We start from the raw sequence: 23,679 nt of genomic DNA on the forward strand, positions 1-23,679 counted from the left end.
TAATTTTTAAAGCCCCATTTTGGGGCTTTTTTATTTTTATCCATTAATAATCCCAGTTAACCATAATCTTGGATAAAGTTGCTGATTTAGCGCGGTATCACCAAGGCTCGCGATTAATAGTGCAGCACAGGTTATCACTGCTGCAATTAATACCACTTTCCAAGGTAATGCTATCACTCGCAGTTGATAGTGGCGGTAATTAAGTGCCAATAATGCCACCAATAACGCTTGGGATAATGGCATTACAATTACCCCATCAAACATGGCATATATCCATATTGCACACAGAGCAAATACCAACACAATATCGGTTGTGTCCTTCTCTATGCCTATATGTGAGCCTGTATCGAGGCTACATTGTGAGTTTTTAGCCAAATGCTCACTCAGTTTTTCCCCTAATAAAGTAAGCCGCTTTAATTTTGACCATAATGTTATTAGCGACCAACTTACCAGTAAAATAAACGCAACCACACCAAACTCATATAAAAACTGTAGTAGGGCATTATGCGGGTGAGCATTAGGCAAAGGCCTTGCTTCTGCCCAGGCAAAACTCATTGGCCCGTAACCTAAACCAATACGTTCAGGGATCATCTGCAAAATATAAATCCACATATCAATGCGGCCTGAGCTATTGGTTCTTAATTGCCAAATTGGGCTATCAAAAATAAACAGTGGAATAATAATGATCAGCACCAGCCATAAAAGCGTGCCGAAAACCACCGCCTTCAGCATTGGGAGAACAAATGTTTTACCCAAGTTGGCGGGCAAAAAGCGATACACCACAACAGCCGCTAAAACTATTGCCAACAATGCGCCGCGAGCCTCTGATTGCAGCAAGATTAACCACTGCACACTAAAAGCCAACATAGCTGCCCGTTTATATTTTTTAAGTGGTTCGATATAAAAAGATAAACACAACAGCGGCAGCAGCATAACTTGCAATTGATTGAAAAACCTTACATTCATAAATCCAGCAATTAAAGAATGCACATCGGGCCGATTAGCATCGAGCGCATGAAAAAACAGCAGCAAAAAAAACTTAACCGCAATACAAATCGAGAAAAATAACGCAAATCCAAAAAAATATTGCAGCGTCAGGTTTCTGCCAATGTCAGTTATGAGTACACCTAAGATATAAAACAAACAGAGCAGCAAAAAAAAGTTGGCTAATTCAAGTAATGACCAAAATGGATGCTGGCTAAAAATGGTTGATATAAAACCAAGTATAAATAGGCTTACCACCACCCAAAGTGTAAAAGGCGATGGGACGATCATCGGAATACTCGAGCGCCACAAAAGGCCAACCGCAGACAATACAACAAACAAAATCACCAGTATTCGCTTAAGGTCGTAAGCATTATCCACCCCCAGATATCCAGTGATATAACCTGATAATACTGAGCCAAGGAAAAATAGCGCGAAGAAAGTGAGCAGGAAAATCCGGCTAAAAATCGGGATTGATTGCAATATCTGTTTCCTTAATTGAGCATTCCATCACGTATTTATCCCCCGATATTGGCGTAAAAGTGCATCACCAAATCACCGATTATTTACGCGTTCTAGTCAAGTAAATCAAAGTGACTTGATTATAAGGCATTGTTATTTATCGACCATTAACCCACAGTACAGTTTATGGTAAAATATTGCTACTTTTGCAAGTGGTACATAAATTCGCATCCTTATGATGATACTCATTTTTTTGTGATTATTTGAGCTTTTTTATATATGACAAATAACCTTTTTGCCGCTATGATGGAAAAACTAATGGAGATAGGAGTTTTTCATGCCATCCGCTGGCCTTCACCTGGGATTATCCACCCTTTTCATCCGTAAAGGTCTGCTTAATGAAGAGCAGATGGCGAGTGCCATCACCAAATCCCGCCAAAATAAACAAACCTTAGTCACTACCTTAGTGCAGACTAAGCTCGTGTCGGCCCGCAGTATTGCAGAGCTTTGCTATGAGGAATATGGCACCCCGCTGCTGGATTTAGCCGAATTTGATATTAGTGCCATTCCCGAAGAGTTTCTTAATAAAAAACTAATTGAAAAACACCGCTGCTTGCCGCTTTTTAAACGTGGTAATCGCCTGTATATCGCCACCTCTGACCCAACCAATATTGCCGCCCTTGAGGAATTCCAATTTAGTGCTGGCCTACATGCCGAAGCCATTTTGGTGGAAGAAGATAAGCTCGCTAAAGCACTTGAAAAGGTACTCGAAGAAGATATTACTGGCCTTGATTTAAGCGGCATGGATGAAGCAGCGCTTGCTGGTATCGAAATTACCGATACCGATAAACGCAATGAAGACAATGCTGGTGAATCCAGTGACGATGCCCCAATTGTTATTTATATCAATAAGATATTAACCGATGCTATTCGTAAGGGCGCCTCAGACTTACATTTTGAGCCCTATGAAAAGCGCTATCGTATCCGTTTTCGTATCGATGGTATTTTGCATGAAGTCTCAGAGCCGCCAATCAGCCTAGCCGGACGACTCTCAGCGCGCTTAAAGGTAATGTCAAAACTCGATATTGCCGAGCGCCGCGTCCCCCAGGATGGCCGGATTAAAATGAAGCTATCCCGTACTAAGTCGATTGACTTTCGGGTAAGCACCCTGCCGACCCTGTGGGGCGAAAAAATTGTAATGCGGATATTGGACTCCTCCTCCGCACAGCTCGGCATCGAAAAACTCGGTTACGAACCCGATCAAGAAAAGCTCTACCTTGAGATGCTAGCCAAACCCCAAGGGATGATTCTGGTGACAGGCCCAACGGGTTCGGGTAAAACCGTTTCGCTCTATACAGGCTTAAATATCCTCAATACCGCCGAGCGTAATATTTCCACCGCCGAAGATCCGGTGGAAATTAACCTTGAGGGGGTAAACCAAGTCCATATTAATTTAAAAGCGGGTTTAACCTTCGCCTCAGCACTACGTTCGTTTTTGCGACAAGACCCCGATGTGGTGATGGTCGGCGAAATCCGTGACCTTGAAACCGCCGAAATTGCCATTAAAGCGGCGCAAACAGGCCACTTAGTTCTATCAACCCTGCATACTAACTCGGCGGCAGAAACACTCACTCGTTTAATTAATATGGGCGTACCCGGCTATAATATTGCCAGCTCAGTCAATTTAATTATTGCTCAGCGACTTGCACGGCGGCTTTGCCCAGAATGCAAACAACCCGAACAGATACCTGAACATGAGCTACAACGTTTAGGCTTTAGTGATGCACAAATCGCCCAAGGGTTTATCACCTATAAACCCGTGGGTTGTGAGCATTGTTCTGGTGGCTATAAAGGACGGGTAGGTATTTACGAAGTGATGAAGATGTCAGATGAAATTGCCCGTACTATTATGGAAGGGGGTAATTCATTACAAATTGCTGCTCAAGCCAAGGCCCAAGGGATGCGCGACCTGCGGCAATCAGGGCTACTAAAAGTGCTTCAAGGTGTAACCAGTATTGCCGAAGTGAATCGGGTAACCAGTTTTTAATAGCGGGACGGACTGCGCCCTTCTAGGAGCTAAGCTCTAGATGCTAGAGCGAGCATGTGAGCGTTCTAACAGTTGTGCAGCAACGTCCTTCTTAGCTTTACAACCAACAGGGATAATTTATGGCTACGGCAACCACAGTAAAAAAGCCTCGCCCAAAAAAGATTGAGCAAAAAAGCCAACCTAAAATTTATACCTTTGAATGGAAAGGTGTTAACCGCGACGGCCAAAAAACCAGTGGCGAACTGAGGGGGGCCTCTGCTGCTGAGGTTCGTAGCAAGTTAAAATCTCAAGGGGTAAATCCTAAAACCGTTCGCAAACAATCGGCCGCCTTATTTAAATTAGGCGATGCCAAAATTACCCCTATGGATATTGCTATGGTGACTCGGCAAATTGCCACCATGCTTGCCGCTGGGGTGCCATTAGTGACTACCATTGAATTACTGGGTCGCGGCCATGAAAAAGCAAAAATGCGTGAACTGTTAGCGACAATTCTATCGGAGATCCAATCAGGTATTCCGTTATCTGATGCTTTGCGTCCCCACCGACGCTATTTTGATGATCTCTATGTTGACTTAGTTGCTGCGGGTGAACATTCAGGCTCACTCGATGTAGTGTTTGATCGTATTGCGACCTACCGTGAAAAATCTGAAGCATTAAAATCTAAGATTAAAAAAGCCATGTTTTATCCGGCAGCAGTAGTAATAGTCGCTATTTTAGTAACAGCACTATTATTACTGTTTGTGGTGCCACAATTTGAAGATATTTTTAAGGGCTTTGGCGCCGAGTTACCTGCATTTACCCAATTGGTTTTGCATATCTCCCGCGGCCTACAATCCTCTTGGTATATCTTTTTGGGTGCCATAGTGGCTGGCGTATTTTTATTTGTGAGGGCTCATAGGAACTCGCAAATCGTGAGAGACAGAGTTGACGAAGTCATCTTAAAAATTCCAGCTATTGGTCCCATTCTACACAAAGGCGCTATGGCGCGTTTTGCCCGTACCTTAGCCACCACCTTTGCCGCTGGTGTCCCCTTAATCGACGGCTTAGAATCAGCCGCAGGGGCATCGGGCAATGCGGTATACCGTAAAGCCATTTTAAAAATCCGCCAAGAAGTGATGGCGGGGATGCAAATGAACGTGGCAATGCGAACCACAGGGCTGTTCCCCGATATGCTGATCCAAATGGTGATGATTGGCGAAGAATCAGGCTCACTTGATAATATGCTTAATAAAGTTTCAACTATCTATGAGATGCAAGTCGATGATGCTGTTGATGGTTTATCCAGCCTAATTGAACCTATCATGATGGTGGTCATTGGCACTGTTGTTGGTGGTCTTATTGTCGCTATGTATTTACCCATCTTCCAAATGGGTAAAGTGGTTGGCGGTTAAAACGCTGCAAAAACCGCAGCAGCTAGAAAAAGCGGGCTTCCCCCTTATAAATTCTAGGTTCTAGAGCAGCGAAGCGTCCTAGAGGCCTAAAATCCGTTTTACATTGAACAATATAATTAAGTAAGAATAATGACTGAATTTTTCACTTTATTGGGTCACACTTTTGACCAAGCTCCATGGCTTTTTATCTGCTTAAGTTTTGTGTTTGCCGCAACTATTGGCAGTTTTTTAAATGTGGTTATCCATCGTTTTCCGGTGATGATGAAGCGCGAATGGCAACAGGAATGTAATCAGTATCTGCAGGAATATCATGCAGATGTAGTCAAACAAGTCGGTTTAGAAAAGCTTAACAAGCCTATAGATAACTATCCTGAAAAATACAATCTAGTGGTACCAGGTTCTGCCTGCCCTAAATGCAAAACCGCCATCCAGCCTTGGCATAATTTACCCGTTTTAGGTTGGTTAATGTTGAGGGGAAAATGCGCTGCCTGTCATGCCCCCATTTCCTCACGCTATCCGATTATTGAGCTAATAACAGGGTTACTCGTTGCAACACTCGCCTGGCATTTTGGGCCAAGCTGGCAATTTGTGTTTGCTGCAATACTCACTTTTGTGTTGATTGCGCTCACCGGAATCGATCTGGATGAAATGCTGCTTCCAGATCAAATGACCCTTCCCCTGCTATGGTTAGGACTACTGATTAACCTCAACCATACCTTTACCAACCCAACCGATGCGATTATTGGTGCCGCTGTAGGCTATTTAAGTTTATGGTCGATTTTTTGGCTATTTAAGCTGTTAACCGGTAAAGAAGGTATGGGCTATGGTGACTTTAAACTGCTTGCCGTATTTGGCGCTTGGCTTGGTTGGCAAATGTTGCCACTGGTGATTTTACTTTCATCCTTAGTGGGTGCCCTCGTTGGCATCACGCTGATCGTGACCAAACGTAATCAACTGGCAAATCCGATTCCCTTTGGTCCTTACATTGCCGCCGCAGGCTGGATCGCCCTAATATGGGGTCAACCTATAGTGGATTGGTATTTAAGTACGTTATAGAACTGGCTTCGGCCTTATAGATTCTAGGCTTTAGGTTCTAGGCTTTAGGTTCTAGGCTTTAGGTTCTAGAAGGAGCGCAGCGACGCCCTAGTAGGACGAAGTCCAGTCCGTTCTAGGTCCTATAAGCACGTCCTTCATCGCTTTTAAGAGAGTTTTATGTCCAAATTTGTTGTCGGTTTAACGGGCGGGATTGGCAGTGGTAAAACGACCGTGGCGAATCTGTTTGCGGCAGAAGGTGTTTGCCTAGTCGATGCCGATGTCGTTGCCCGAGAAGTCGTCGCACCAGGCACCTACGGATTAAACGCCATTATTGACCATTTTGGGACAGAAATCTTAACGGCCTCGGGTGAGCTTGACCGCGCAAAACTTAGGCAGCGAGTGTTTAGCGATGAACAAGCGCGTCAGTGGTTAAATCAACTGCTGCACCCTATGATCCGCCAAGAAATGCTTTTGCAAGTCAAAAATGCCACATCAGACTATGTAATTATGGTTGTACCCTTGCTATTTGAGAACGGGTTAGATAGGTTAGTCAATCGGACTTTAGTGGTGGATATTTCGCCAGAGTTACAAATAAACCGTACCGTAAAGCGGGACAATGTCGATGCAACTCAAGTAAATAACATCATTGAGAGCCAGTGTAGCCGCAGTGAAAAACTCGCTAGAGCCGATGACATTATTGATAATCAGGGAGAGATATCAACGCTAAAACAAGAGGTGCAAGCATTGCATCAGCGCTATTTACAATTATCTGGTAATCACAACGCCCATGACTGACTTAGTTTATGAACAGCCTTTAAATGAGAAGATCCGCAGCTACTTGCGGCTCGAATACCTCAACAAGCAGCTCTGTAATAACCTAAATCACGACCACCAGCATAGATGTTTCTACCCTCTGTTTTCCCTGTGCGAGCTCTCGGAGCGCTGCGACTACCGCAATGAGGTCCTCAAAGATATCGAGCGAAATCTACTGCAACTGAGCAAATGGCAAGAACTCGAGCATGTCGATAGCGAACAAATCCGCTTTTATATTCAAGCCTTAAGCCAAGCCAGAGAACCATTACAACGCCCCGAACGCTGTGGGAGCCAGCTAAAGCAAGACAGATTCTTATCAGCGCTCAGGCAACGCTTTGGTATGCCAGGTGCCTGCTGTAACTTCGACCTTCCCCAACTACATTTTTGGCTCGCCAAACCCTGGGAAGAAAGACGCAAGGATTATCAAGCTTGGATAAGTCATTTCGATCCCCTACTCACACCCATCACGCTTTTGCTTCAACTGACCCGCAGTACCGCTGATTTCGATAATGCCACCGCTCATGCCGGTTTTTATCAAGGGGATAGCACTCAAGCCCTGTCATTAGTTCGAGTCAAAGTCGATGCTTCCCACGGTTGTTATCCCACGATCAGTGGCCATAAAAATCGTTATGCCATTCATTTTGTACAATTCGATCAACAACGCCACTCTGACCGTAGCATCGAATTCTTACTAGCGACCTGCGCGTGAAGCCTTTACACTAACGCCATTGATAACCGTTATTCGTTATTCGTTATTCGTTATTCGTTATTCGTTATTCAGCAGTAAATCAAGAGATCCCCATTATGCCGTTAACCGTCAACTGCCCAATTTGTAAAACCCCAGTACAATGGAGCCCTCAGTCAGAGTTCAAACCTTTTTGCAGTGAGCGCTGTAAGATGATCGATCTCGGTGATTGGGCATCGGAGAAACACGCCATTCCAGTCAAATCTGAGTTTGATGTCGACGCTTTAGACGAACTTGGCTACGACGAAGAAAGCTTCTTTAAAGAATAAGCCTCATACAACAACTCCGTATATTTACCAACGACCAGAACCGACGAGTCTCGGATTGTTGTTCATACAGTGATAAGTAGAAATTTATGACAAAACGTATTCATGTTGCCGTGGGCATTATTCTTAATACTGACGGACAAATCCTACTCGCCAAGCGCCCAGAGCATTTACATCAAGGCGGCAAATGGGAATTTCCCGGTGGAAAAGTGGAGCAAAACGAAACCGTTACCCAAGCCTTAATTCGTGAGTTAAAAGAAGAAGTGGCGCTTAACGTCCATTCGAGCGAACCTTTTATGGCGTTAAGCTACGACTACCCAGATAAACAGGTACTACTCGATATTCACACTGTGAGTGACTTTACGGGCGAGGCGCAAGGGCTTGAAGGACAACAAGTCGTCTGGGTCGATAAGCACGAGCTCACCCATTACGACTTCCCTGATGCTAATAAACCTATCCTCGCCAAGCTATTAGCACAAAACTAATCACATCTTTTTATGGGTAACAGCCAGATTTACATTAGCGATACGTGATCTGGCTTGCAGCAAATTCATTCACAACTTTTACAAAACGTAAATTAGTGCTTGAATGCAAATTCATTATTCTTCTTCGATTTTGAGGGCATATCATGCACAATAACGTTAAAGCATTACTCGCCACGACCGCGTTATTTTTTAGTTGCCAAGTACTAGCAAATGGCGGCTGTGGCTTTGAAGAGCAAAAACAGGGCTTGATTGCCACCTGCAGCGAGGAGAAACAAGAAGTGATTTTAACCGGTGTAGTTGAAGCGCAACATTTAGTAAAAGATCTCAATGAGTTTGCTGAGGGCTACAGAAGCTACCAAGTCGATACCGACGCCTTAGCACCACTCAAAAAAGTCACAGAACCAACAGAAATCGTCGTGATTATTGGTACTTGGTGCCCAGACTGTCATCGCGAAACGCCACGTTTTATCCGCATTATCGAAGAAGTGGCGAACCCCAATATTAAAGTGACTTATATTGGTGTCGATCGCAGCAAGCAAGACCCTGAAGGACTGGCGGCAAAATACGAATTCAAACGTATTCCTACCTTTATCGTGCAACAACAAGGTAAAGAAATTGGCCGCATTGTTGAACGCCCAACCGTTTCGCTCGAAAAAGATTTAGCCGAAATCTTAAAGTAACCCAATCCATTAAAAGATAAAGGCCGTCAAGTGTGCACTTGACGGCCTTTATCTTTTTTAAATGGGCTTGAGAGTTAAATCGCTTCTTCTAAAATCCGCTGCGCCAGCATCACTAACACACCCTCACGCAATGCTCCACCTGATAGCGCCAACTGCTCAATTCCTAAGAGTTCAAAGAGCGCAAGTAAAATCGCCACCCCTGCGGCAAATGTCGGCGCACGTTCGGCGCTTAAGCCGATAATTCCCTCAAGACTCACATCTTCCTCGGCGAGGATTTCCGCTTTCAGCTGTGTCAGCACAGCCAAAGTGATGATTTCAGACTGCTTACGGTGCATTAGCACTTCGACCACAGATTGCACTGCGCCAGAAGCCCCCACTACACAGTGCCATCCTAAGTCTTTTAGCCTTTGCCTATGTTCACCTAAGACTGCTAGCACTTCCTGTTTAGCATCGTCAAAATCGAGCTCTTGCAACGGCGCGTTGTTGAAGAAACGGCGGTTAAAGGTCACGCTGCCCATAGGCAAGCTAGTCTTAAACTGAACCTGATGACCATCCCCGATAATAAATTCGGTACTTGCTCCACCAATATCAATCACTAAGCGTCGACCTTGGCCACAGGTTGTTGCCACCATACCTTGATAAATCAGCTCAGCTTCACGCATGCCCGAAATAATCTCAATCGGGTGACCGAGAAGGGGAATTGCCCTCTGGTTAAACTCGTCGGCGTTATTGATAGTACGCAGTGTCGCTGTGGCAATCACAGCAACATGATTAGGATGGACTTTATGCAGTGCTAACATTTGGGCAAACATGGCGAGGCAATCTAAACCTCGTTGCATCACTTCCTGTGATAAATAGCCGTCTTCGCCAATCCCTTCGGCTAACCTTACTTTACGTTTGTACTTAGCAATAATATGTGGCTGACCACCTTTTGTTTTAGCGATCAGCATATTAAAACTGTTAGAGCCTAAAGTAATGGCAGCATAAGCGGGTGTTGGCATTTACGGCTGTCTACGCGTCCTGTCATGGCGAGGTGGACGACCACCACTACGATGTGCACCTTGAGTACGACTCACCCCAGAGCGCTCACGTAAATTACGAGCTCCCGCTGGATGTTTACGATGAATCTTAGCTGGCTGTGGAATATCATCTAGTAACGCATCGCGGTCATAATTACTCACTGGGATTGAGTGATTAATATAAGTCTCAATCGCTGGTAAGTTTAGTGCGTATTCTTCACAGGCAAAACTAACTGATACCCCTTTGTTACCCGCTCGCCCAGTACGACCAATACGGTGGACGTAATCTTCACAATCATCAGGTAAATCATAATTGTAAACATGGGAAACATCGGAGATATGCAGGCCGCGTGCAGCCACGTCAGTCGCAACCAAGATATCTAATTGACCTTGCGTAAATTGCTCTAGGATTCGAATACGTTTCTTCTGTGGCACATCCCCAGTGAGCAAACCCACACGGTGACCATCACCCTCAAGCCAAGCCCATAAGTTCTCACAGCTATGCTTAGTGTTTGAAAAAACAATGGCTTTCTCAGGCCAATCTTCTTCAATCAGCGTTAGCAATAAACGCATCTTATCTTCTTGGGAAGGATAGAAAATTTCTTCTTTGATATTCTTTGAGGTTTTTTCTTCGGGGGCAATTTCGACTTTCACCGGATCATTCATATGATCATAAGCCAACTCTTGCACCTTCATCGAAAGCGTCGCTGAAAACAACATGTTCAGGCGCTGATCGGCATTAGGCATGCGTCGGAATAAGAAACGAATATCCTTGATAAAACCGAGGTCGAACATACGATCGGCTTCATCTAACACCACGGCTTGAATCGCATTTAAGCTAATAATGCCCTGACGCACATAATCGATAATCCGTCCGGTTGTACCGATTAAGATGTCAACACCTTGGTCAAGCACTTTACGTTGGACGTCATAACTCTCACCACCGTAAACAATCCCCACCTTTAAGCGAGTATGTTTCGCGAGTAAAATCGCGTCCTTAGCAATTTGAATGGCTAATTCACGGGTGGGCGCCATGATAATGGCACGCGGTTGATTTAATTGACGTCCTTCAGGAACAGGGGTCGACAATAAATGGTTAAATGTAGCAACCAAAAACGCCATTGTCTTGCCAGTGCCCGTCTGAGCTTGGCCAGCGATATCTTTTGATTGAAGTAATACGGGTAATGATAACGCCTGAATCGGCGTACAAAATTCAAAGCCGTTCTCGGCAAGGGCCTGTTTAACCTCAGGATGCAGAGGTAAGTCGGCAAATTTTTGATTTGATAAATGTGTTTGGCTCATAGCGCAAGCATACCATTTGGGGTTGCAATAAGATACTCGATCGTTTGAAATAGCCACATTGTAAAAGGTAACTTGAAAAGCTATTTTTCAGCCCCAATATACATGGTAAGCCATTAACAAACCAGCAATGGCAACCAAACTGGAGAACATCATGAGCGATAAAATTATATACCTGAGCGACGACAGCTTCGAAAACGACGTATTAAAGGCCGATTTACCAGTATTGGTAGACTTTTGGGCTGAATGGTGTGGTCCATGTAAAATGATCGCGCCAATCCTTGACGACGTTGCCGAAGAGTATGCCGGTCGCGTAACTATCGCTAAACTAAACGTTGACCAGAACAACGTTTCTCCAGCGAAATACGGCGTTCGCGGCATTCCAACATTGCTGTTATTCAAAAACGGTGAGTTGGCAGCGACCAAAGTTGGCGCGCTCTCTAAAACTCAGTTAAAAGAGTTTATCGACGCACAAATCTAATTTGTTGTCGTTATGAGTGACCTCCGGCACAAGCTGAAATTAAATTGTGCCGGAATGCCCCTAAATTTCTGGACGCCCCGCTTTGTTAGTGCTACTTTAATAACCAGATTCTTTCTAACTAAACCACTTCTCGCTCGTCAATCACTATCCTGAATCACAAACTTTACTGATTGATCGCGGTAAGCTTTGTCGCGTAACACAAGATCCCCAACATGAACTTAACTGAATTAAAAGACACGCCGATATCCGACCTAGTTTCGCTAGCCGAAAACATGAAACTCGAAAATATGGCCCGTGCTCGCAAGCAGGACATTATTTTCTCCATCCTTAAAGCCCACGCCAAAAGTGGCGAAGACATTTTCGGTGGCGGCGTATTAGAGATACTCCAAGACGGATTCGGTTTCTTACGAAGTGCAGATGGATCTTACTTAGCTGGCCCTGATGATATTTACGTGTCACCAAGCCAAATTCGCCGTTTCAACATGCGAACGGGTGACACCATTTTTGGTAAGATTCGCCCACCAAAAGAAGGTGAACGTTATTTTGCCCTGTTAAAAGTTAACGAAGTTAACTTTGATAAACCTGAAAACTCTCGCAATAAAATCCTCTTTGAAAACTTAACCCCACTCCACGCAGAAGAACGTATGCGTATGGAGCGTGGTAATGGCTCAACTGAAGACATCACTGCCCGTATTCTGGATTTATGCTCACCTATCGGTAAAGGTCAACGTGGTCTGATCGTTGCGCCACCAAAAGCGGGTAAAACGCTATTACTGCAAAACATTGCGCAATCCATTACCTACAACAACCCTGAAGTGGTATTGATGGTATTGCTGATCGATGAACGTCCAGAAGAAGTGACCGAGATGCAACGCCTAGTTAAAGGTGAAGTTATTGCATCTACCTTCGACGAACCAGCAAGCCGTCACGTACAAGTGGCTGAAATGGTTATTGAAAAGGCTAAGCGTTTAGTCGAACACAAAAAAGACGTGGTGATTCTGCTCGACTCTATCACCCGTTTAGCGCGTGCTTACAACACTGTTATCCCTTCATCAGGCAAAGTGTTAACCGGTGGTGTGGACGCAAACGCCCTGCACCGTCCAAAACGCTTCTTCGGTGCAGCACGTAACATCGAACACGGCGGCAGCTTAACCATTATCGCGACTGCGTTAGTCGATACCGGTTCTAAGATGGACGAAGTGATTTACGAAGAGTTTAAAGGTACTGGTAACCAAGAGCTGCATCTGTCACGCAAAGCCGCTGAAAAACGCGTCTTCCCTGCGATTGACTTTAACCGCAGCGGTACTCGTCGTGAAGAGAAGCTGACAAATCCTGACGAACTGCAAAAAATGTGGATCCTGCGTAAGATCCTCAATCCAATGGATGAAGTCAGTGCAATGGAATTCCTCATTGATAAGCTGGCGATGACTAAGACTAACGAAGAATTCTTCACCGCGATGAAACGCGCAAAGTCTTAAGCCATATAAGATTGTATGAATAATAAGGCCGCTCAGTGAGCGGCCTTTTTTACGTTTTACACATGGTGATGGATTGCAAAGCCGCGGGTGCGGCTCACTCGATTCAAGTGACTTAATCAAGCACAGGTAAATAACTGAGTACTAACTGATCTCGGCTTAGTTGCCCATCAATTATCTCACCTACTGTACCGTTGTTTAACTTGATGGCAAGCGTGGCCTCGCCGACCTGCGCCTTAAAGGTTTCCATTTCTTTAATTCGGTTGATCAGCGCCAATGCTAAAGTGTTTTCTGCGGTCGCAGCATACACACGGCCATTTACTGTCACTTCCGCTTGTGTGGCTAATGCAGGGCCGGCTAGATGAATACCGACGTATTCACGCCATACTCTGGCTTTTTGCTCGCCTTGATAATCACTGTCAACCGATGCAAGTACCACTTGGCGTAATATCATCTGCAGTAAATTGCTCTTACCTTTTGGCTGGCCGTTAACAGTATCAAATTGGAAGTAACGTGAAACTGAACGATCGTAATTAGGTAATGGCTCAATACTTTGTTGGGCAAAATCAGTGTAATAAGGCAGATAGCTATCGAGCTTACCACTCACGCCACAGCTTTCGGTAAAGAGCGGTGCATTACCACGAGTCAGCCCAGGGCCTTCACCCATGGTCATCTTACACAACATGTCTTGGAACACTGGCCCCACATTCGGTAAATCAACCAAGGCTTTATAACCACGACTCGAAGTACTACGTGGGGTGGTACGTGACACTAAGGCTCGCACGGCTAACAATTTATCAGGCCATACACCTAACACGTCGCGCTCATTCACATACGGATGGTTAGGTGAGGAGGCAGGCGTTTTAATACCGTTGAGTAAGCGGCCCGAAAAGCTAACATCAGCCGTTAATAAATCCTGAAATTGAGGATTTATTTGCGATTTAATGATCAACTCTTTCAAGGCTTCTGGGGAATCAGAGAACTGACTGATCACCTCACCCGGCTCAAATTGCGCCTTCATATCGCCGCTTTTAAAACGATATTGCTCAAGTACCTTAGCAAAATTGTACTGCTGTCTTAACGCTACGCTGCCATCAGCTTGCTTGTATGTGACGTCCAATGTGGCGTCGTTTTCTCCCACTAGCTTAAGGAAGAAGTCGGCCGACTGATTCATCGCCCGCTGATTCGCACAATACCAAGCCTCGCTACCTGCCGCAGCCAGTCGGTCGCACTCACCAGCAAAAAAGTTTTCTGATAGACCAAATAATTGCTCTAAAAAGCTCACATCTTCAATGAATTGACGTATCTCATCAAACTGAACTTTACGATTGATGGTGTAACTTAGACTATGATCCTCAAACAAAGATTGACGATTATGGCGTAGGTTCATGGTCTCGTAGCTATCAAAATACTTATCGATATAGAACTGGTTAATATCATCTAAGTTTTTACCCGCATCACCACGATTACAGTTGCTGTTAAGGGACACATGTTCATCTGTGCAATAAGAATACTGACGTAGGCTATTGTTTTGCTCAATATTATAAAGCGCGCCAAATCGGGTATCCCCGTTAACAATGCCTTTGGCAAGTTCGTCGCGACGCTTAGCATCTTCCGCTTTGAGCGATACAAATTCGTTAGCCTTTGTTTCCACTTCGCGGGCATAGCCAAAACGTAACGCCGCTAAGTCATAGGGTTCAAACGTGGTTGCAAACCGATTCACGTTGTAGTCCATTTGGCTCGAAAACTCGGCATTAACAGTAATATCTGGGTAACCTGCATCGCTAAAGGCGGCTTTTAACTCCGTCAGTTGTGCTTGGTTAAAGGTATTGTCGTGGTCGCGACTCCCAGCAAAGTTATGTCTTAAGCCAAAGGTATGCCCTAATTCATGGGTCAAGGTGCCGGCAAATGCTTGTGCAGCAAGGGCTGTGGTTAATGAGTCTTGTAAACTTATCGGCAAATCTTCAAATGCCGCTAATTTACCGCCCACTTTGCCATCAACCCACATTTCGGCTTTTTTCCAATCAATTTCATGACCTTTGATACCGCGAGGTAATTCACGATTACTACCACCTGTAGCAAACACGGTATCCACATGCATCATTGAATTTTCAGACCAAAACGCTTGTGTTTTTTCATCAAAATCCGCCAAAGCATCGAGACTATTATCCTTAGGCGTTAATAACATTGATTTGGGTGCTGCAATAAGCTGCTGAGTCGGTTGTTCAAATGCAGCCGCCTCAACTGGCACAGTATCAACGCTGACATCTGGCTTGTTCAAATTCGACACATAAGGCTCGCCCGTTAACGATGTGACTGAATTCGCGTCTAATTTGCCTCTGTTATAATCTAAACGCACTTGGCGATAGTAACGTACTGCGCCTTGTTTTAGATTCGAGCTGTATTGATTGACTCGCGCACTCACAATTTCGCCTGTAAGCGGGTTTGCCGCGGATGGGCCATAACCCGCCAAACCATTATCCAGCGGTTCATCAAATAAAGTGATGTTGCTATAGCGCAGGTCGCCATGGCGTTTATCGTGGGCTTGCTCAAGTTTTATCTGTGGAAAACCCGTTTTATACAACTTGTTTTGAATATTAATTGCCGTCACGGACTCGATAGCAGCATCCAAAAAGGGTTTATTTTTCGCATCGTAGAAATTATTACTCAAGTAATAAGTCAGTTCCGATTTGGCCGGATTGAAGCGATTCATGTAGGTACGCACATACCCGTCAACGCCCTCTGAATCAGTCGCATCACGATAAGTATGTGAGGAAGTAAAGAAACCAAATGCGCCCTTTTCATTTTCGGCATAGGGAATCGCTTGATAGTCTTTACTGGCTAACTGATCCACCGCCACAATCGAAATAAACTCAGTGGTCGTAAAGGATAGATTGTCGAGGTTGCCACCGTAAAATTGGTTAAAGCAACTTGGTGAAGCCTGATAGGTATGCTCAATTTCAAAGTTAACCACGCCCTTAGCTAAATCCATCTCATAGCCTTTTTGGCCTTGAGTATTTACTAGTCGTGGGGCCTCTGTTTCAGTCACACATTCACCAAAGGTGAAAATGTCATTAATGCCCAACTCGGCAATTTTAGCTTTGGCAAAATCGGGGACAAAGTAGCGCTTATCCTGCCATGTTAAATTAGCATCGGTGTTAACTTGCTCTACGTTAATACACTCACGCCATTTATCTTCGGTACATTTAAAGTCGATATATTCACCAGGAATGGTTAACACTGGCGCTTGGTTATATTCATTAGGATAACGGCTGTCATGGCCTAATCCGATATTATCTCGGTCAATTTGACGTACTTGGATACCATTCTCTGTTTTATGCAAGGTTACCAACTTAGGATCACCTTGGGTAAAACCTCGCACCTCGGCGGCATAACGCGGAGCCTTACCCACGCTGCGAATGTAGAGATATTGCCGCTCAGTGGCTTTATCGATGTCGGCAGTGGTGACTTGCTTTTCATCTTTGGGGAGTTCTTTATAAGGCTCATCACCGGCACCACACCCCACAAGGGTCAGTGCGCTGGTTATCGCCAGACATACCATGGACTTCTTCATAGATTCCTCTTAACTACTGTTTTTATAGATATTTAGTAACTGACAAATAAAAGGTTGAACTCTTTTTGTCATAAATCTCAAATCCCTGAGATGTCCCCACTTCTGGGTTATAGAAACGACCACTATTGTTATGACCAACAGCCAACACCCAGTCAGGCTTAAACGACCAACCGAGTTCTTGGGCGAAGGTAAATTGATCGTCGAGTCGGCGACCGTAATAGTTTTTGGATACTCGATAACGACCACTCACATCCAAATACCAATTAGCCGTAATTTGCCAATAAGCATCGAGTAATCCATCGAGTTGCTGTTCAACTAACACGCGCTCACCAGCGGTTTTGTATTGGTAAGCGTTGTAGCGATAGCGCGGTGAAAAATAAAAACTTAGGTTATCTAGCGGGCTCCAAAATAAGTACGCAGCAATACGCGGTGCATATTGCAACCTATCCAATTTTGATTCGCGCTCTGCGGGCAAATACACACCTAAACTGCCTTTGAATGAGACGGTATCGCTTAAGGCATACAGTGGTGTGCGGTATTCCAGCAAAGGGTCATAAAAACTGGACTCTTTGCCATGCAATGTTTGCTTTTCGCCCCCAAGGGTAAACAGCACATTGCCCCAATTTGCCTTGTAATCGATCCGGCTATCGATGTTATAGGCTTGATAGGCGTAATAACTATCCGAGTCATAAATGTTTCGGGTAAACCCAACATTAACGTAGCCAGACCATTTTGCAGCTTGTGCATCCGTGGCTAACTCAAATTCATTGACAGCCAATACTTGGCCAACAAATGAAAAGCTCGCCAGCATCACCTGCAAGCAGAAAAGCACAGACCATTTATTTCGTCGACGAGAAATCGACGAATAATATTGATTATTCGTTGGTTGCATAATAAAACCTTGATTTATATTTTGATGAAAATATTGATAGTGAGCATGCGCTCTATATAGCGCTAGGATGTACTTGCTTGAATAGACTTTATCCAATTAAGTAAAATGGAATAACAATGTTCCAAATTAAGAATGTAACTACGCAGAAAAATAGCTGAAATGAAATAAATAACACTAAATAAAACAAAAAAAGACAGTCCAATAAATATGCTTTCAAAATTAGTTTCACAAAACCAATTCCAAAGTGTAACGCTATATTCATTCAGTACGATTGTCGATTTATGGCCCACAAACTCACTCTGCGCCACAAGTGTCGAAGCCATTAAAAAATCATTCTTTTCAACAGAATAAATTTCATTTTTAGCAGAAACACTTAGCGATAAGCTCAACCATAATATTCCGAGCACCAGTAATCCACCGACTATGGGATGAAGATGTTTCGGTATTTTTGAGTAATTTTTTGTGGCTAATTTAGTTAACATTTTCAGTCAATACGTCATACTATAAATAATCTCCACTGTGACCCACAGTTAAAGATACAAAACGATACATTTATCGCATCATACGCACGAAAAAAAATGCTTTTCAACTCAAGCCAGCGACAACTCATATGCAATTAAAATAAATATGAGTTAGATCAGAAAAAATTAGCGACATTAAACATAAACAACACAATTCATAACAGAAAAAACCGCCATAAAAAACAATTTAAAAACAGATTAAAAACAATAAATAACAACATGCAGTGCGATTATTTACATATGCCACCATAATGCAAATAGCTTAACGGTAGTTTGGGATAATATGATGAGCAGCCAGTTGAGTTTGCAATTCTTTACAACGGCGACGTAACATTTCGCGAAGCAGTAACACCACGGGTGTGACATGTTCGCGTCCTGGGCACACTAAGTATAAATTGACCGACTCGCCGCGATATTCTGGTAACAAGGGCACTAAACGCCCAGCCATAATATCCTCTGCCAAATCTAAGCTCGACTTAAACACTAACCCCTTTCCTGCTACCGCCCAGCGGCGCGCAATTTCAGCATCATTCGCACTACGATTCCCCGTGACGCGAACTTTACATTCCTGGCCATCACGCTCAAATTGCCATTGATCGTGAGTTCTCTCATCTAACTTATAAAACAAGCAATTATGTTGTGTTAGCTGCTCTAAGGTTTCGGGTTGACCAAATTTAGCAAGATAGTCCGGCGATGCACATAACACTCTGTCGGCACTGCAAATCGGAAAGGCAACTTGATTAGAATCCTGCGGCTTACCATAACGCACCGCCACATCAATTTTATCGTGGTAAAAACTGCTGATATTGTCGCCCAAATGCAGACGCACTTGCAGCTGTGGAAAATCCAAGAGAAAGTCATCGAGCCAAGGGACAAATAAGTTTCGCCCAAAGTCAGATGAAACCGACAGGCTTAAGGTGCCAGAGACCTTACCTTTATCGCTGGCAATCGCCTGCTCTCCAAGGGCGAGATCACTTAAGGCGCGGCGGCAATGGATCAGGTAACGTTCCCCTTGAGCGGTTAATCTAAGGCTGCGAGTCGTGCGCACAAACAAACTCGTATCAAGCTGTTTTTCAAGACGTTTAATCGCTGCGCTCGCTGAAGCAGCAGAGAGGTCCATTTCGGCCGCTGCGGCCGAAATGCTGCCGCAATCGGCAACGCGAACAAATAAGGCGAGATCATTAAGCAACATGATTATCAAATTTCCTTTGAAAAAATTACAAACTTTACCCCGTTTATCTAAAGGTTAATATTTCACACAATGGTGCTCAATGACAAGTGACAGACATGAGTCGCCAGTGAGGAATGATTATGAGAGCCGTAGGTTACCAAACAGCAGGCGCAGTCGATGCGCATAATACATTAGAAAACATAACATTAGCCAAACCCACCCCAACGGGTTTTGATTTGTTAGTCGAGGTTAAAGCCATATCGGTTAACCCCGTCGATACCAAGATCCGCGCATCAAGCTCAGCGCCTGCTGGGGAGTATAAAATCCTCGGTTGGGATGCCGTTGGCGTTGTAAAAGCTATCGGGGACAAAGTCAGCCTATTTAAGGTAGGTGATGAGGTTTGGTATGCTGGCGATATTAGCCGCAGTGGCAGCTATGCCGAATATCAGTTAGTGGATGAGCGCATTGTCGGCCATAAACCGCAAACCTTAAGCAACGCACAGGCGGCAGCCTTACCCTTAACCAGTATCACGGCTTGGGAATTGCTGTTTGACCGTTTAGGTCTACCACAGGATGGTACAGCCACAGATGCACGTATTCTGATTATCGGTGCGGCTGGCGGTGTGGGTTCGATTATCACTCAACTGGCGGTCAAATTGACTGGAGCAGAGGTTATCGGTACCGCATCACGGCCAGAATCAGCAACTTGGGTGCAAACCTTAGGTGCCGATGCAGTGATTAATCACAATAAACCCCTCTCGGAAGAGCTGACTAAGCTAGATATAGCCGATGTCACCCATGTGATTAGCCTGACCCAAACCGATAAGCACTTTGACGAAATTGTAAAAGTGCTCAAACCACAAGGAAAACTGGCACTGATTGATGATCCTGTCGGCCCGTTAGATGTGATGAAGCTTAAGCGTAAAAGCCTGTCGCTGCATTGGGAGCTGATGTTTACCCGCAGCCTGTATCAAACCGAGGATATGATTGCCCAGCACCATCTACTCAATCGCATTGCAGAGCTTATCGATACCGGTAAAGTAAAAAGCACCTTTGGTGAGCATTACGGCACGATTAATGCGCAAAACTTGCTAAAGGCCCATGCACAAATTGAGTCGGGCAAAGCGATTGGTAAAATTGTGCTTGAGGGATTTAGCCAATGAAAATCACGGTTTTTGCGCAAATCCAAGCGCATTCAGGCCAGAGTGATTCACTCTTTAAAGTCCTCAAACAACTGGTAAGTGACACCCACACCGAGGCAGGTTGTTTTGAGTATACGCTGCATCATTCTTTAGATAATGCTAATCAGTTCTGGATGTATGAAGTGTGGCAATCCCAAGCAGCACTGGATGCGCATATGGCAAGCCCACACTTTAATACCTTTGTCGCCACCTCCGAGCAGTTAGTAGAGAAAGTCGCCACCTCCGAGCAGTTAGTAGAGAAAGTCGAGATCCATAAGAGTTATGCTTGCTAGCATCACCAACAAGAAAGCGCCAAATTTGGCGCTTTCTATTTTTAAATCAACTGCGTAAATAAAGCTAAACCAACGTCATCGCCATTTTTCGGCGTAGATAAGCAATCTGTTGCATATGGGGTAAATCCTTCGGACAGTTGTCTTGGCAGCCAAGCAAGGTCATACACCCAAACACACCATCCTGATTACCGATCACATGGTAAAAATCCTCCGCAGTGCGGGCATCACGGCTATCGAGTTCAAAGCGGGCAATTTTCATCATGCCAACTGCACCGACAAAGGTCTCGCGCATTTGCTTGGTCGCGCAGGCTGATACGCAAACGCCACACTCGACGCAGCGCTCCAACTCATACAGGCGAGCAGCTTCTTCAGGAGCCATAGGATCTTCGAGGCGATGGATGCTGATATCATTCGCCTTAGGATGTAACCATAGCTTTAACCGCTCAGCGAGTTCACGCATAAATTTACCCGTGTTAACCGATAAATCACCGATCAATTCAAAGCCAGGTAACGGCATCAGGGTAATCTCACCTTTGGGATATTTAGCGGTTAAGGTACGGCAAGCTAATGTCGGAAAACCATTGATCACCATGGCACAACTGCCACAAATCCCTGCCCGACAGACAAAGTCAAACTGCAACGACGTATCTTGCTCTTCTCTCAGCTTATTGAGGGCAATAAATACTGTCATCCCCGGCGTTTCGGTGAGCTGATAACGCACCATTTTCGGCTTATCGTTTGGCTCCTGTGGATCATAACGAAAAATATTAAAGGTTAACTGGCGACCTTGGGTCATTATGATTTTTCTCCTAACGCATTGGCAGAGGGTTTTTGTAAGGTATCACTTAAACGTTCATTTTTAGCTTGCAGGCTGGGCGGCAGCTCGAAAGGCATCAGCGCCGCTTGGCGTTGATAGCGATCGGCATCCTCCCCGAGCCCAGCCAAAATTTCAGCAATTTGTTGCTCACGTTTAGCGGTATCGGGGTGAGCAATCGCATTGTCGATACCATAACCCCGGTATCCCGGTGGCAGTTCCATCTTCATCACATCTAGCGGCTCGTAGCTCAACACGGGTTCCAACGCATTGGCATCGGGCCAACTGGCGAGGGTACGATTAAGCCAATCGCGGTCATTACGCTGCGGATAATCCTCACGGGCATGGGCACCGCGGCTTTCGGTGCGAGCTGCCGCGCCACAGGCCACGGTCAGCGCGACTTTGAGCATACGCTTAACCCTTAGAGCTTCTACCAGCTCAGGATTGGCGTGGCGTTTTTTACACTTAATGCCGAGTTTGCGTGAACGTTCAAGCAGGGCTTTTAGCTCATTCACCGCTTTATCAAGCTCTGGGCCGTTACGGAAAATCCCAACGTAATCCATCATAATTCGCTGCATTGCGTGCTTAAGTTCGAAGGGATTTTCTTGACCATCGCCATCGACTAAGGTGTCGATCTCAGTCTGTACCTGCCGCATAAATTTTTCGGCAAGCTGGGTATTGATTTCAAGGCTATTATTCTCACAAAAATCAGCGACATATTTACCAATAATCATACCGCCCACTACGGTTTCAGCGAGCGAGTTACCGCCCAAGCGGTTAAAGCCATGCATATCCCAACAGGCCGCTTCACCGACGCTGAATAAGCCCTTAAGCTGCGGACTTTCACCGGTGGCTTTGGTGCGAATGCCACCCATGGAGTAATGCTGAGTCGGACGCACGGGTATCCAATCCTTTGCAGGGTCGATCCCAAGGAAATTCTCGCAAATCTCCTGCACTTCACGCAGGTTGGTTTCGATATGTTTGCGCCCAAGCAGGGTAATATCGAGCCATAAATGCGGGCCATAGGGGCTATCGACGCCCTTACCTTTACGCATATGTTCAGTCATACGGCGAGACACTACGTCCCGCGATGCCAGTTCTTTTTTCTCTGGCTCATAGTCCGGCATAAAACGATAACCGTCTTTATCCCGCAATAAACCACCATCACCACGGCAACCCTCTGTGGTTAAAATCCCCACGGGCACAATTGCTGTGGGATGGAACTGGACCGCTTCCATATTGCCAAGGGTCGCGACCCCCGTTTCGAGTGCCAGCGCCTGACCTATACCCTCACAGATAATCGCATTGGTTGAGACTTCGTAAATACGGCCATAGCCACCAGTGGCAATCGTGGTCGATTTCGCGACATAGGCACGCAACTCGCCCGTGATTAAACAGCGGGCAATCACCCCGTGACAACGCTCTCCATCGTGGATAATCGCCAGCGCTTCGACGCGCTCATGGACCGGAATATCCATCGAAATGGCTTTGTTATCCATGGCATAAAGTAAAGAGTGGCCAGTACCGTCGGCGGTATAGCAGGTGCGCCATTTTTTGGTGCCACCAAAGTCGCGGGCATTAATTAACCCATGGGCTTCTTCGGCTTCCTGTAGAGTAACTTTTTGTGCGTTAACAATGACTTCCCGTGGACCAGCACTAACACGTGACCAAGGCACCCCCCAGTTGGCTAACTCACGTACTGCCTTTGGCGCACAGTGGGCAAACATTCTCGCGACCTCTTGATCGCAGCCCCAGTCCGAACCTTTCACAGTGTCTTGAAAGTGCACATCTTCATCATCACCCATGCCTTTAACTGCGTTGCCAAGGCTTGCCTGCATTCCCCCCTGCGCTGCGGCGGAGTGAGAACGTTTGGCAGGAATAAGCGATAGCACTAAGGTATCCAGCCCACGCTCTTTAGAGGCAATGGCTACCCTTAGCCCTGCCAATCCGGCACCAACCACTAATGAATCGGTATAAATCAGTTTCACGCCTGCTCCTTAACGGGTACTGCTGTTATTGTTTTAGGACAACACTCTTTTGTTATATTTCGC

21 protein-coding genes are annotated in these 23,679 nt (G+C 45.2%); 12 read left to right on the forward strand and 9 right to left on the reverse strand.

The genetic code is table 11. The features are described from left to right. Positions 1-36: 36 nt before the first annotated feature. A complete protein-coding gene (locus JM642_RS18525) occupies positions 37-1,467 on the reverse strand; it encodes an O-antigen ligase family protein (RefSeq protein WP_203432319.1) in 1,431 nt (476 codons plus the stop codon). A 316-nt stretch (positions 1,468-1,783) separates the two neighbouring features. On the opposite strand from JM642_RS18525, the gene pilB reads away from it, so the two are divergent. From pilB to JM642_RS18565, 8 genes are all read left to right on the forward strand, one after another. After that, positions 1,784-3,493 carry a type IV-A pilus assembly ATPase PilB gene (gene pilB, locus JM642_RS18530; protein ID WP_203432320.1) on the forward strand — a complete coding sequence of 570 codons (1,710 nt, stop codon included), beginning with the start codon at positions 1,784-1,786 and terminating at the stop codon, positions 3,491-3,493. Between the two features lie 119 nt (positions 3,494-3,612). Then, positions 3,613-4,884, forward strand: coding sequence for a type II secretion system F family protein (locus JM642_RS18535; protein ID WP_188871158.1), 1,272 nt, complete (start codon positions 3,613-3,615; stop codon positions 4,882-4,884). A 129-nt stretch (positions 4,885-5,013) separates the two neighbouring features. Continuing rightward, positions 5,014-5,940, forward strand: a complete 927-nt coding sequence (locus JM642_RS18540) for an A24 family peptidase (protein WP_047534372.1) — start codon at positions 5,014-5,016, stop codon at positions 5,938-5,940. Positions 5,941-6,096: 156 nt separating this feature from the next. Further along, positions 6,097-6,714 carry a dephospho-CoA kinase gene (coaE, locus tag JM642_RS18545; RefSeq protein WP_099457088.1) on the forward strand — a complete coding sequence of 206 codons (618 nt, stop codon included), beginning with the start codon at positions 6,097-6,099 and terminating at the stop codon, positions 6,712-6,714. Beyond that, positions 6,707-7,441: a cell division protein ZapD gene (zapD, locus tag JM642_RS18550; protein WP_203432321.1), complete on the forward strand. Its 735-nt coding sequence runs from the start codon at positions 6,707-6,709 to the stop codon at positions 7,439-7,441. The genes coaE and zapD overlap by 8 nt, the downstream gene beginning before the upstream one ends. A gap of 95 nt (positions 7,442-7,536) precedes the next feature. Beyond that, positions 7,537-7,746 (forward strand): DNA gyrase inhibitor YacG, encoded by a 210-nt coding sequence (yacG, locus tag JM642_RS18555; RefSeq protein ID WP_037413634.1) that lies wholly within the window; start codon positions 7,537-7,539, stop codon positions 7,744-7,746. A gap of 86 nt (positions 7,747-7,832) precedes the next feature. After that, complete coding sequence (gene mutT, locus JM642_RS18560; protein ID WP_203432322.1) at positions 7,833-8,228, forward strand: 8-oxo-dGTP diphosphatase MutT; 396 nt, start codon at positions 7,833-7,835, stop codon at positions 8,226-8,228. 143 nt (positions 8,229-8,371) lie between these two features. After that, positions 8,372-8,908 carry a thioredoxin family protein gene (locus JM642_RS18565; RefSeq protein ID WP_203432323.1) on the forward strand — a complete coding sequence of 179 codons (537 nt, stop codon included), beginning with the start codon at positions 8,372-8,374 and terminating at the stop codon, positions 8,906-8,908. Between the two features lie 74 nt (positions 8,909-8,982). Here JM642_RS18565 and JM642_RS18570 read toward each other — a convergent pair whose 3' ends face one another. Both JM642_RS18570 and rhlB read right to left on the reverse strand, forming a co-directional pair. Continuing rightward, positions 8,983-9,909 carry an exopolyphosphatase gene (locus JM642_RS18570; RefSeq protein ID WP_037413637.1) on the reverse strand — a complete coding sequence of 309 codons (927 nt, stop codon included), beginning with the start codon at positions 9,907-9,909 and terminating at the stop codon, positions 8,983-8,985. After that, positions 9,910-11,229: an ATP-dependent RNA helicase RhlB gene (gene rhlB / locus JM642_RS18575; RefSeq protein ID WP_037413639.1), complete on the reverse strand. Its 1,320-nt coding sequence runs from the start codon at positions 11,227-11,229 to the stop codon at positions 9,910-9,912. It lies immediately after the preceding gene. Between the two features lie 151 nt (positions 11,230-11,380). On the opposite strand from rhlB, the gene trxA reads away from it, so the two are divergent. Both trxA and rho read left to right on the forward strand, forming a co-directional pair. Next, complete coding sequence (trxA, locus tag JM642_RS18580; RefSeq protein WP_011070766.1) at positions 11,381-11,707, forward strand: thioredoxin TrxA; 327 nt, start codon at positions 11,381-11,383, stop codon at positions 11,705-11,707. A gap of 212 nt (positions 11,708-11,919) precedes the next feature. Beyond that, on the forward strand, positions 11,920-13,185 hold the full coding sequence (gene rho, locus JM642_RS18585) for a transcription termination factor Rho (RefSeq protein ID WP_037413641.1): 1,266 nt from the start codon (positions 11,920-11,922) through the stop codon (positions 13,183-13,185). Positions 13,186-13,297: 112 nt separating this feature from the next. Here rho and JM642_RS18590 read toward each other — a convergent pair whose 3' ends face one another. The 4 genes from JM642_RS18590 to JM642_RS18605 all read right to left on the reverse strand — a co-directional run bounded on the left by JM642_RS18590 (position 13,298) and on the right by JM642_RS18605 (position 19,361). Then, positions 13,298-16,756, reverse strand: a complete 3,459-nt coding sequence (locus tag JM642_RS18590; RefSeq protein ID WP_037426369.1) for a zinc-dependent metalloprotease — start codon at positions 16,754-16,756, stop codon at positions 13,298-13,300. 22 nt (positions 16,757-16,778) lie between these two features. After that, complete coding sequence (locus tag JM642_RS18595; protein ID WP_047534358.1) at positions 16,779-17,648, reverse strand: hypothetical protein; 870 nt, start codon at positions 17,646-17,648, stop codon at positions 16,779-16,781. Between the two features lie 62 nt (positions 17,649-17,710). Then, positions 17,711-18,130 (reverse strand): hypothetical protein, encoded by a 420-nt coding sequence (locus JM642_RS18600; protein ID WP_047534356.1) that lies wholly within the window; start codon positions 18,128-18,130, stop codon positions 17,711-17,713. A gap of 301 nt (positions 18,131-18,431) precedes the next feature. Then, positions 18,432-19,361, reverse strand: coding sequence for a LysR family transcriptional regulator (locus tag JM642_RS18605; protein ID WP_037426378.1), 930 nt, complete (start codon positions 19,359-19,361; stop codon positions 18,432-18,434). A 119-nt stretch (positions 19,362-19,480) separates the two neighbouring features. Here JM642_RS18605 and JM642_RS18610 point away from each other — a divergent pair, with 119 nt between their 5' ends. Both JM642_RS18610 and JM642_RS18615 read left to right on the forward strand, forming a co-directional pair. Continuing rightward, on the forward strand, positions 19,481-20,503 hold the full coding sequence (locus tag JM642_RS18610; RefSeq protein ID WP_203432324.1) for a zinc-binding alcohol dehydrogenase family protein: 1,023 nt from the start codon (positions 19,481-19,483) through the stop codon (positions 20,501-20,503). Continuing rightward, positions 20,500-20,814, forward strand: a complete 315-nt coding sequence (locus JM642_RS18615) for a putative quinol monooxygenase (protein ID WP_203432325.1) — start codon at positions 20,500-20,502, stop codon at positions 20,812-20,814. The genes JM642_RS18610 and JM642_RS18615 overlap by 4 nt, the downstream gene beginning before the upstream one ends. A gap of 64 nt (positions 20,815-20,878) precedes the next feature. On the opposite strand, the gene JM642_RS18620 is transcribed toward JM642_RS18615, so the two are convergent. Both JM642_RS18620 and JM642_RS18625 read right to left on the reverse strand, forming a co-directional pair. After that, the gene (locus JM642_RS18620; RefSeq protein ID WP_037413651.1) at positions 20,879-21,610 is read right to left on the reverse strand and encodes a fumarate reductase iron-sulfur subunit; all 732 of its coding nucleotides are present in this window, start codon (positions 21,608-21,610) and stop codon (positions 20,879-20,881) included. Further along, positions 21,610-23,616, reverse strand: coding sequence for a fumarate reductase flavoprotein subunit (locus JM642_RS18625; protein ID WP_099457092.1), 2,007 nt, complete (start codon positions 23,614-23,616; stop codon positions 21,610-21,612). The genes JM642_RS18620 and JM642_RS18625 overlap by 1 nt, the downstream gene beginning before the upstream one ends. Positions 23,617-23,679: the final 63 nt, after the last annotated feature.

This window comes from Shewanella sp. LZH-2, from assembly GCF_016859145.1.
GTDB lineage: Bacteria > Pseudomonadota > Gammaproteobacteria > Enterobacterales > Shewanellaceae > Shewanella > Shewanella xiamenensis.

Excerpts from the sequence above, each read along its gene's own strand:
- pilB (WP_203432320.1), top strand. The coding sequence starts at position 1,784 with ATGCCATCCGCTGGCCTTCACCTGGGATTATCCACCCTTTTCATCCGT.
- JM642_RS18535 (WP_188871158.1), top strand. The coding sequence starts at position 3,613 with ATGGCTACGGCAACCACAGTAAAAAAGCCTCGCCCAAAAAAGATTGAG.
- JM642_RS18540 (WP_047534372.1), top strand. The coding sequence starts at position 5,014 with ATGACTGAATTTTTCACTTTATTGGGTCACACTTTTGACCAAGCTCCA.
- coaE (WP_099457088.1), top strand. The coding sequence starts at position 6,097 with ATGTCCAAATTTGTTGTCGGTTTAACGGGCGGGATTGGCAGTGGTAAA.
- zapD (WP_203432321.1), top strand. The coding sequence starts at position 6,707 with ATGACTGACTTAGTTTATGAACAGCCTTTAAATGAGAAGATCCGCAGC.
- yacG (WP_037413634.1), top strand. The coding sequence starts at position 7,537 with ATGCCGTTAACCGTCAACTGCCCAATTTGTAAAACCCCAGTACAATGG.
- mutT (WP_203432322.1), top strand. The coding sequence starts at position 7,833 with ATGACAAAACGTATTCATGTTGCCGTGGGCATTATTCTTAATACTGAC.
- JM642_RS18565 (WP_203432323.1), top strand. The coding sequence starts at position 8,372 with ATGCACAATAACGTTAAAGCATTACTCGCCACGACCGCGTTATTTTTT.
- JM642_RS18570 (WP_037413637.1), bottom strand. The coding sequence starts at position 9,909 with ATGCCAACACCCGCTTATGCTGCCATTACTTTAGGCTCTAACAGTTTT.
- rhlB (WP_037413639.1), bottom strand. The coding sequence starts at position 11,229 with ATGAGCCAAACACATTTATCAAATCAAAAATTTGCCGACTTACCTCTG.
- trxA (WP_011070766.1), top strand. The coding sequence starts at position 11,381 with ATGAGCGATAAAATTATATACCTGAGCGACGACAGCTTCGAAAACGAC.
- rho (WP_037413641.1), top strand. The coding sequence starts at position 11,920 with ATGAACTTAACTGAATTAAAAGACACGCCGATATCCGACCTAGTTTCG.
- JM642_RS18590 (WP_037426369.1), bottom strand. The coding sequence starts at position 16,756 with ATGAAGAAGTCCATGGTATGTCTGGCGATAACCAGCGCACTGACCCTT.
- JM642_RS18595 (WP_047534358.1), bottom strand. The coding sequence starts at position 17,648 with ATGCAACCAACGAATAATCAATATTATTCGTCGATTTCTCGTCGACGA.
- JM642_RS18600 (WP_047534356.1), bottom strand. The coding sequence starts at position 18,130 with ATGTTAACTAAATTAGCCACAAAAAATTACTCAAAAATACCGAAACAT.
- JM642_RS18605 (WP_037426378.1), bottom strand. The coding sequence starts at position 19,361 with ATGTTGCTTAATGATCTCGCCTTATTTGTTCGCGTTGCCGATTGCGGC.
- JM642_RS18610 (WP_203432324.1), top strand. The coding sequence starts at position 19,481 with ATGAGAGCCGTAGGTTACCAAACAGCAGGCGCAGTCGATGCGCATAAT.
- JM642_RS18615 (WP_203432325.1), top strand. The coding sequence starts at position 20,500 with ATGAAAATCACGGTTTTTGCGCAAATCCAAGCGCATTCAGGCCAGAGT.
- JM642_RS18620 (WP_037413651.1), bottom strand. The coding sequence starts at position 21,610 with ATGACCCAAGGTCGCCAGTTAACCTTTAATATTTTTCGTTATGATCCA.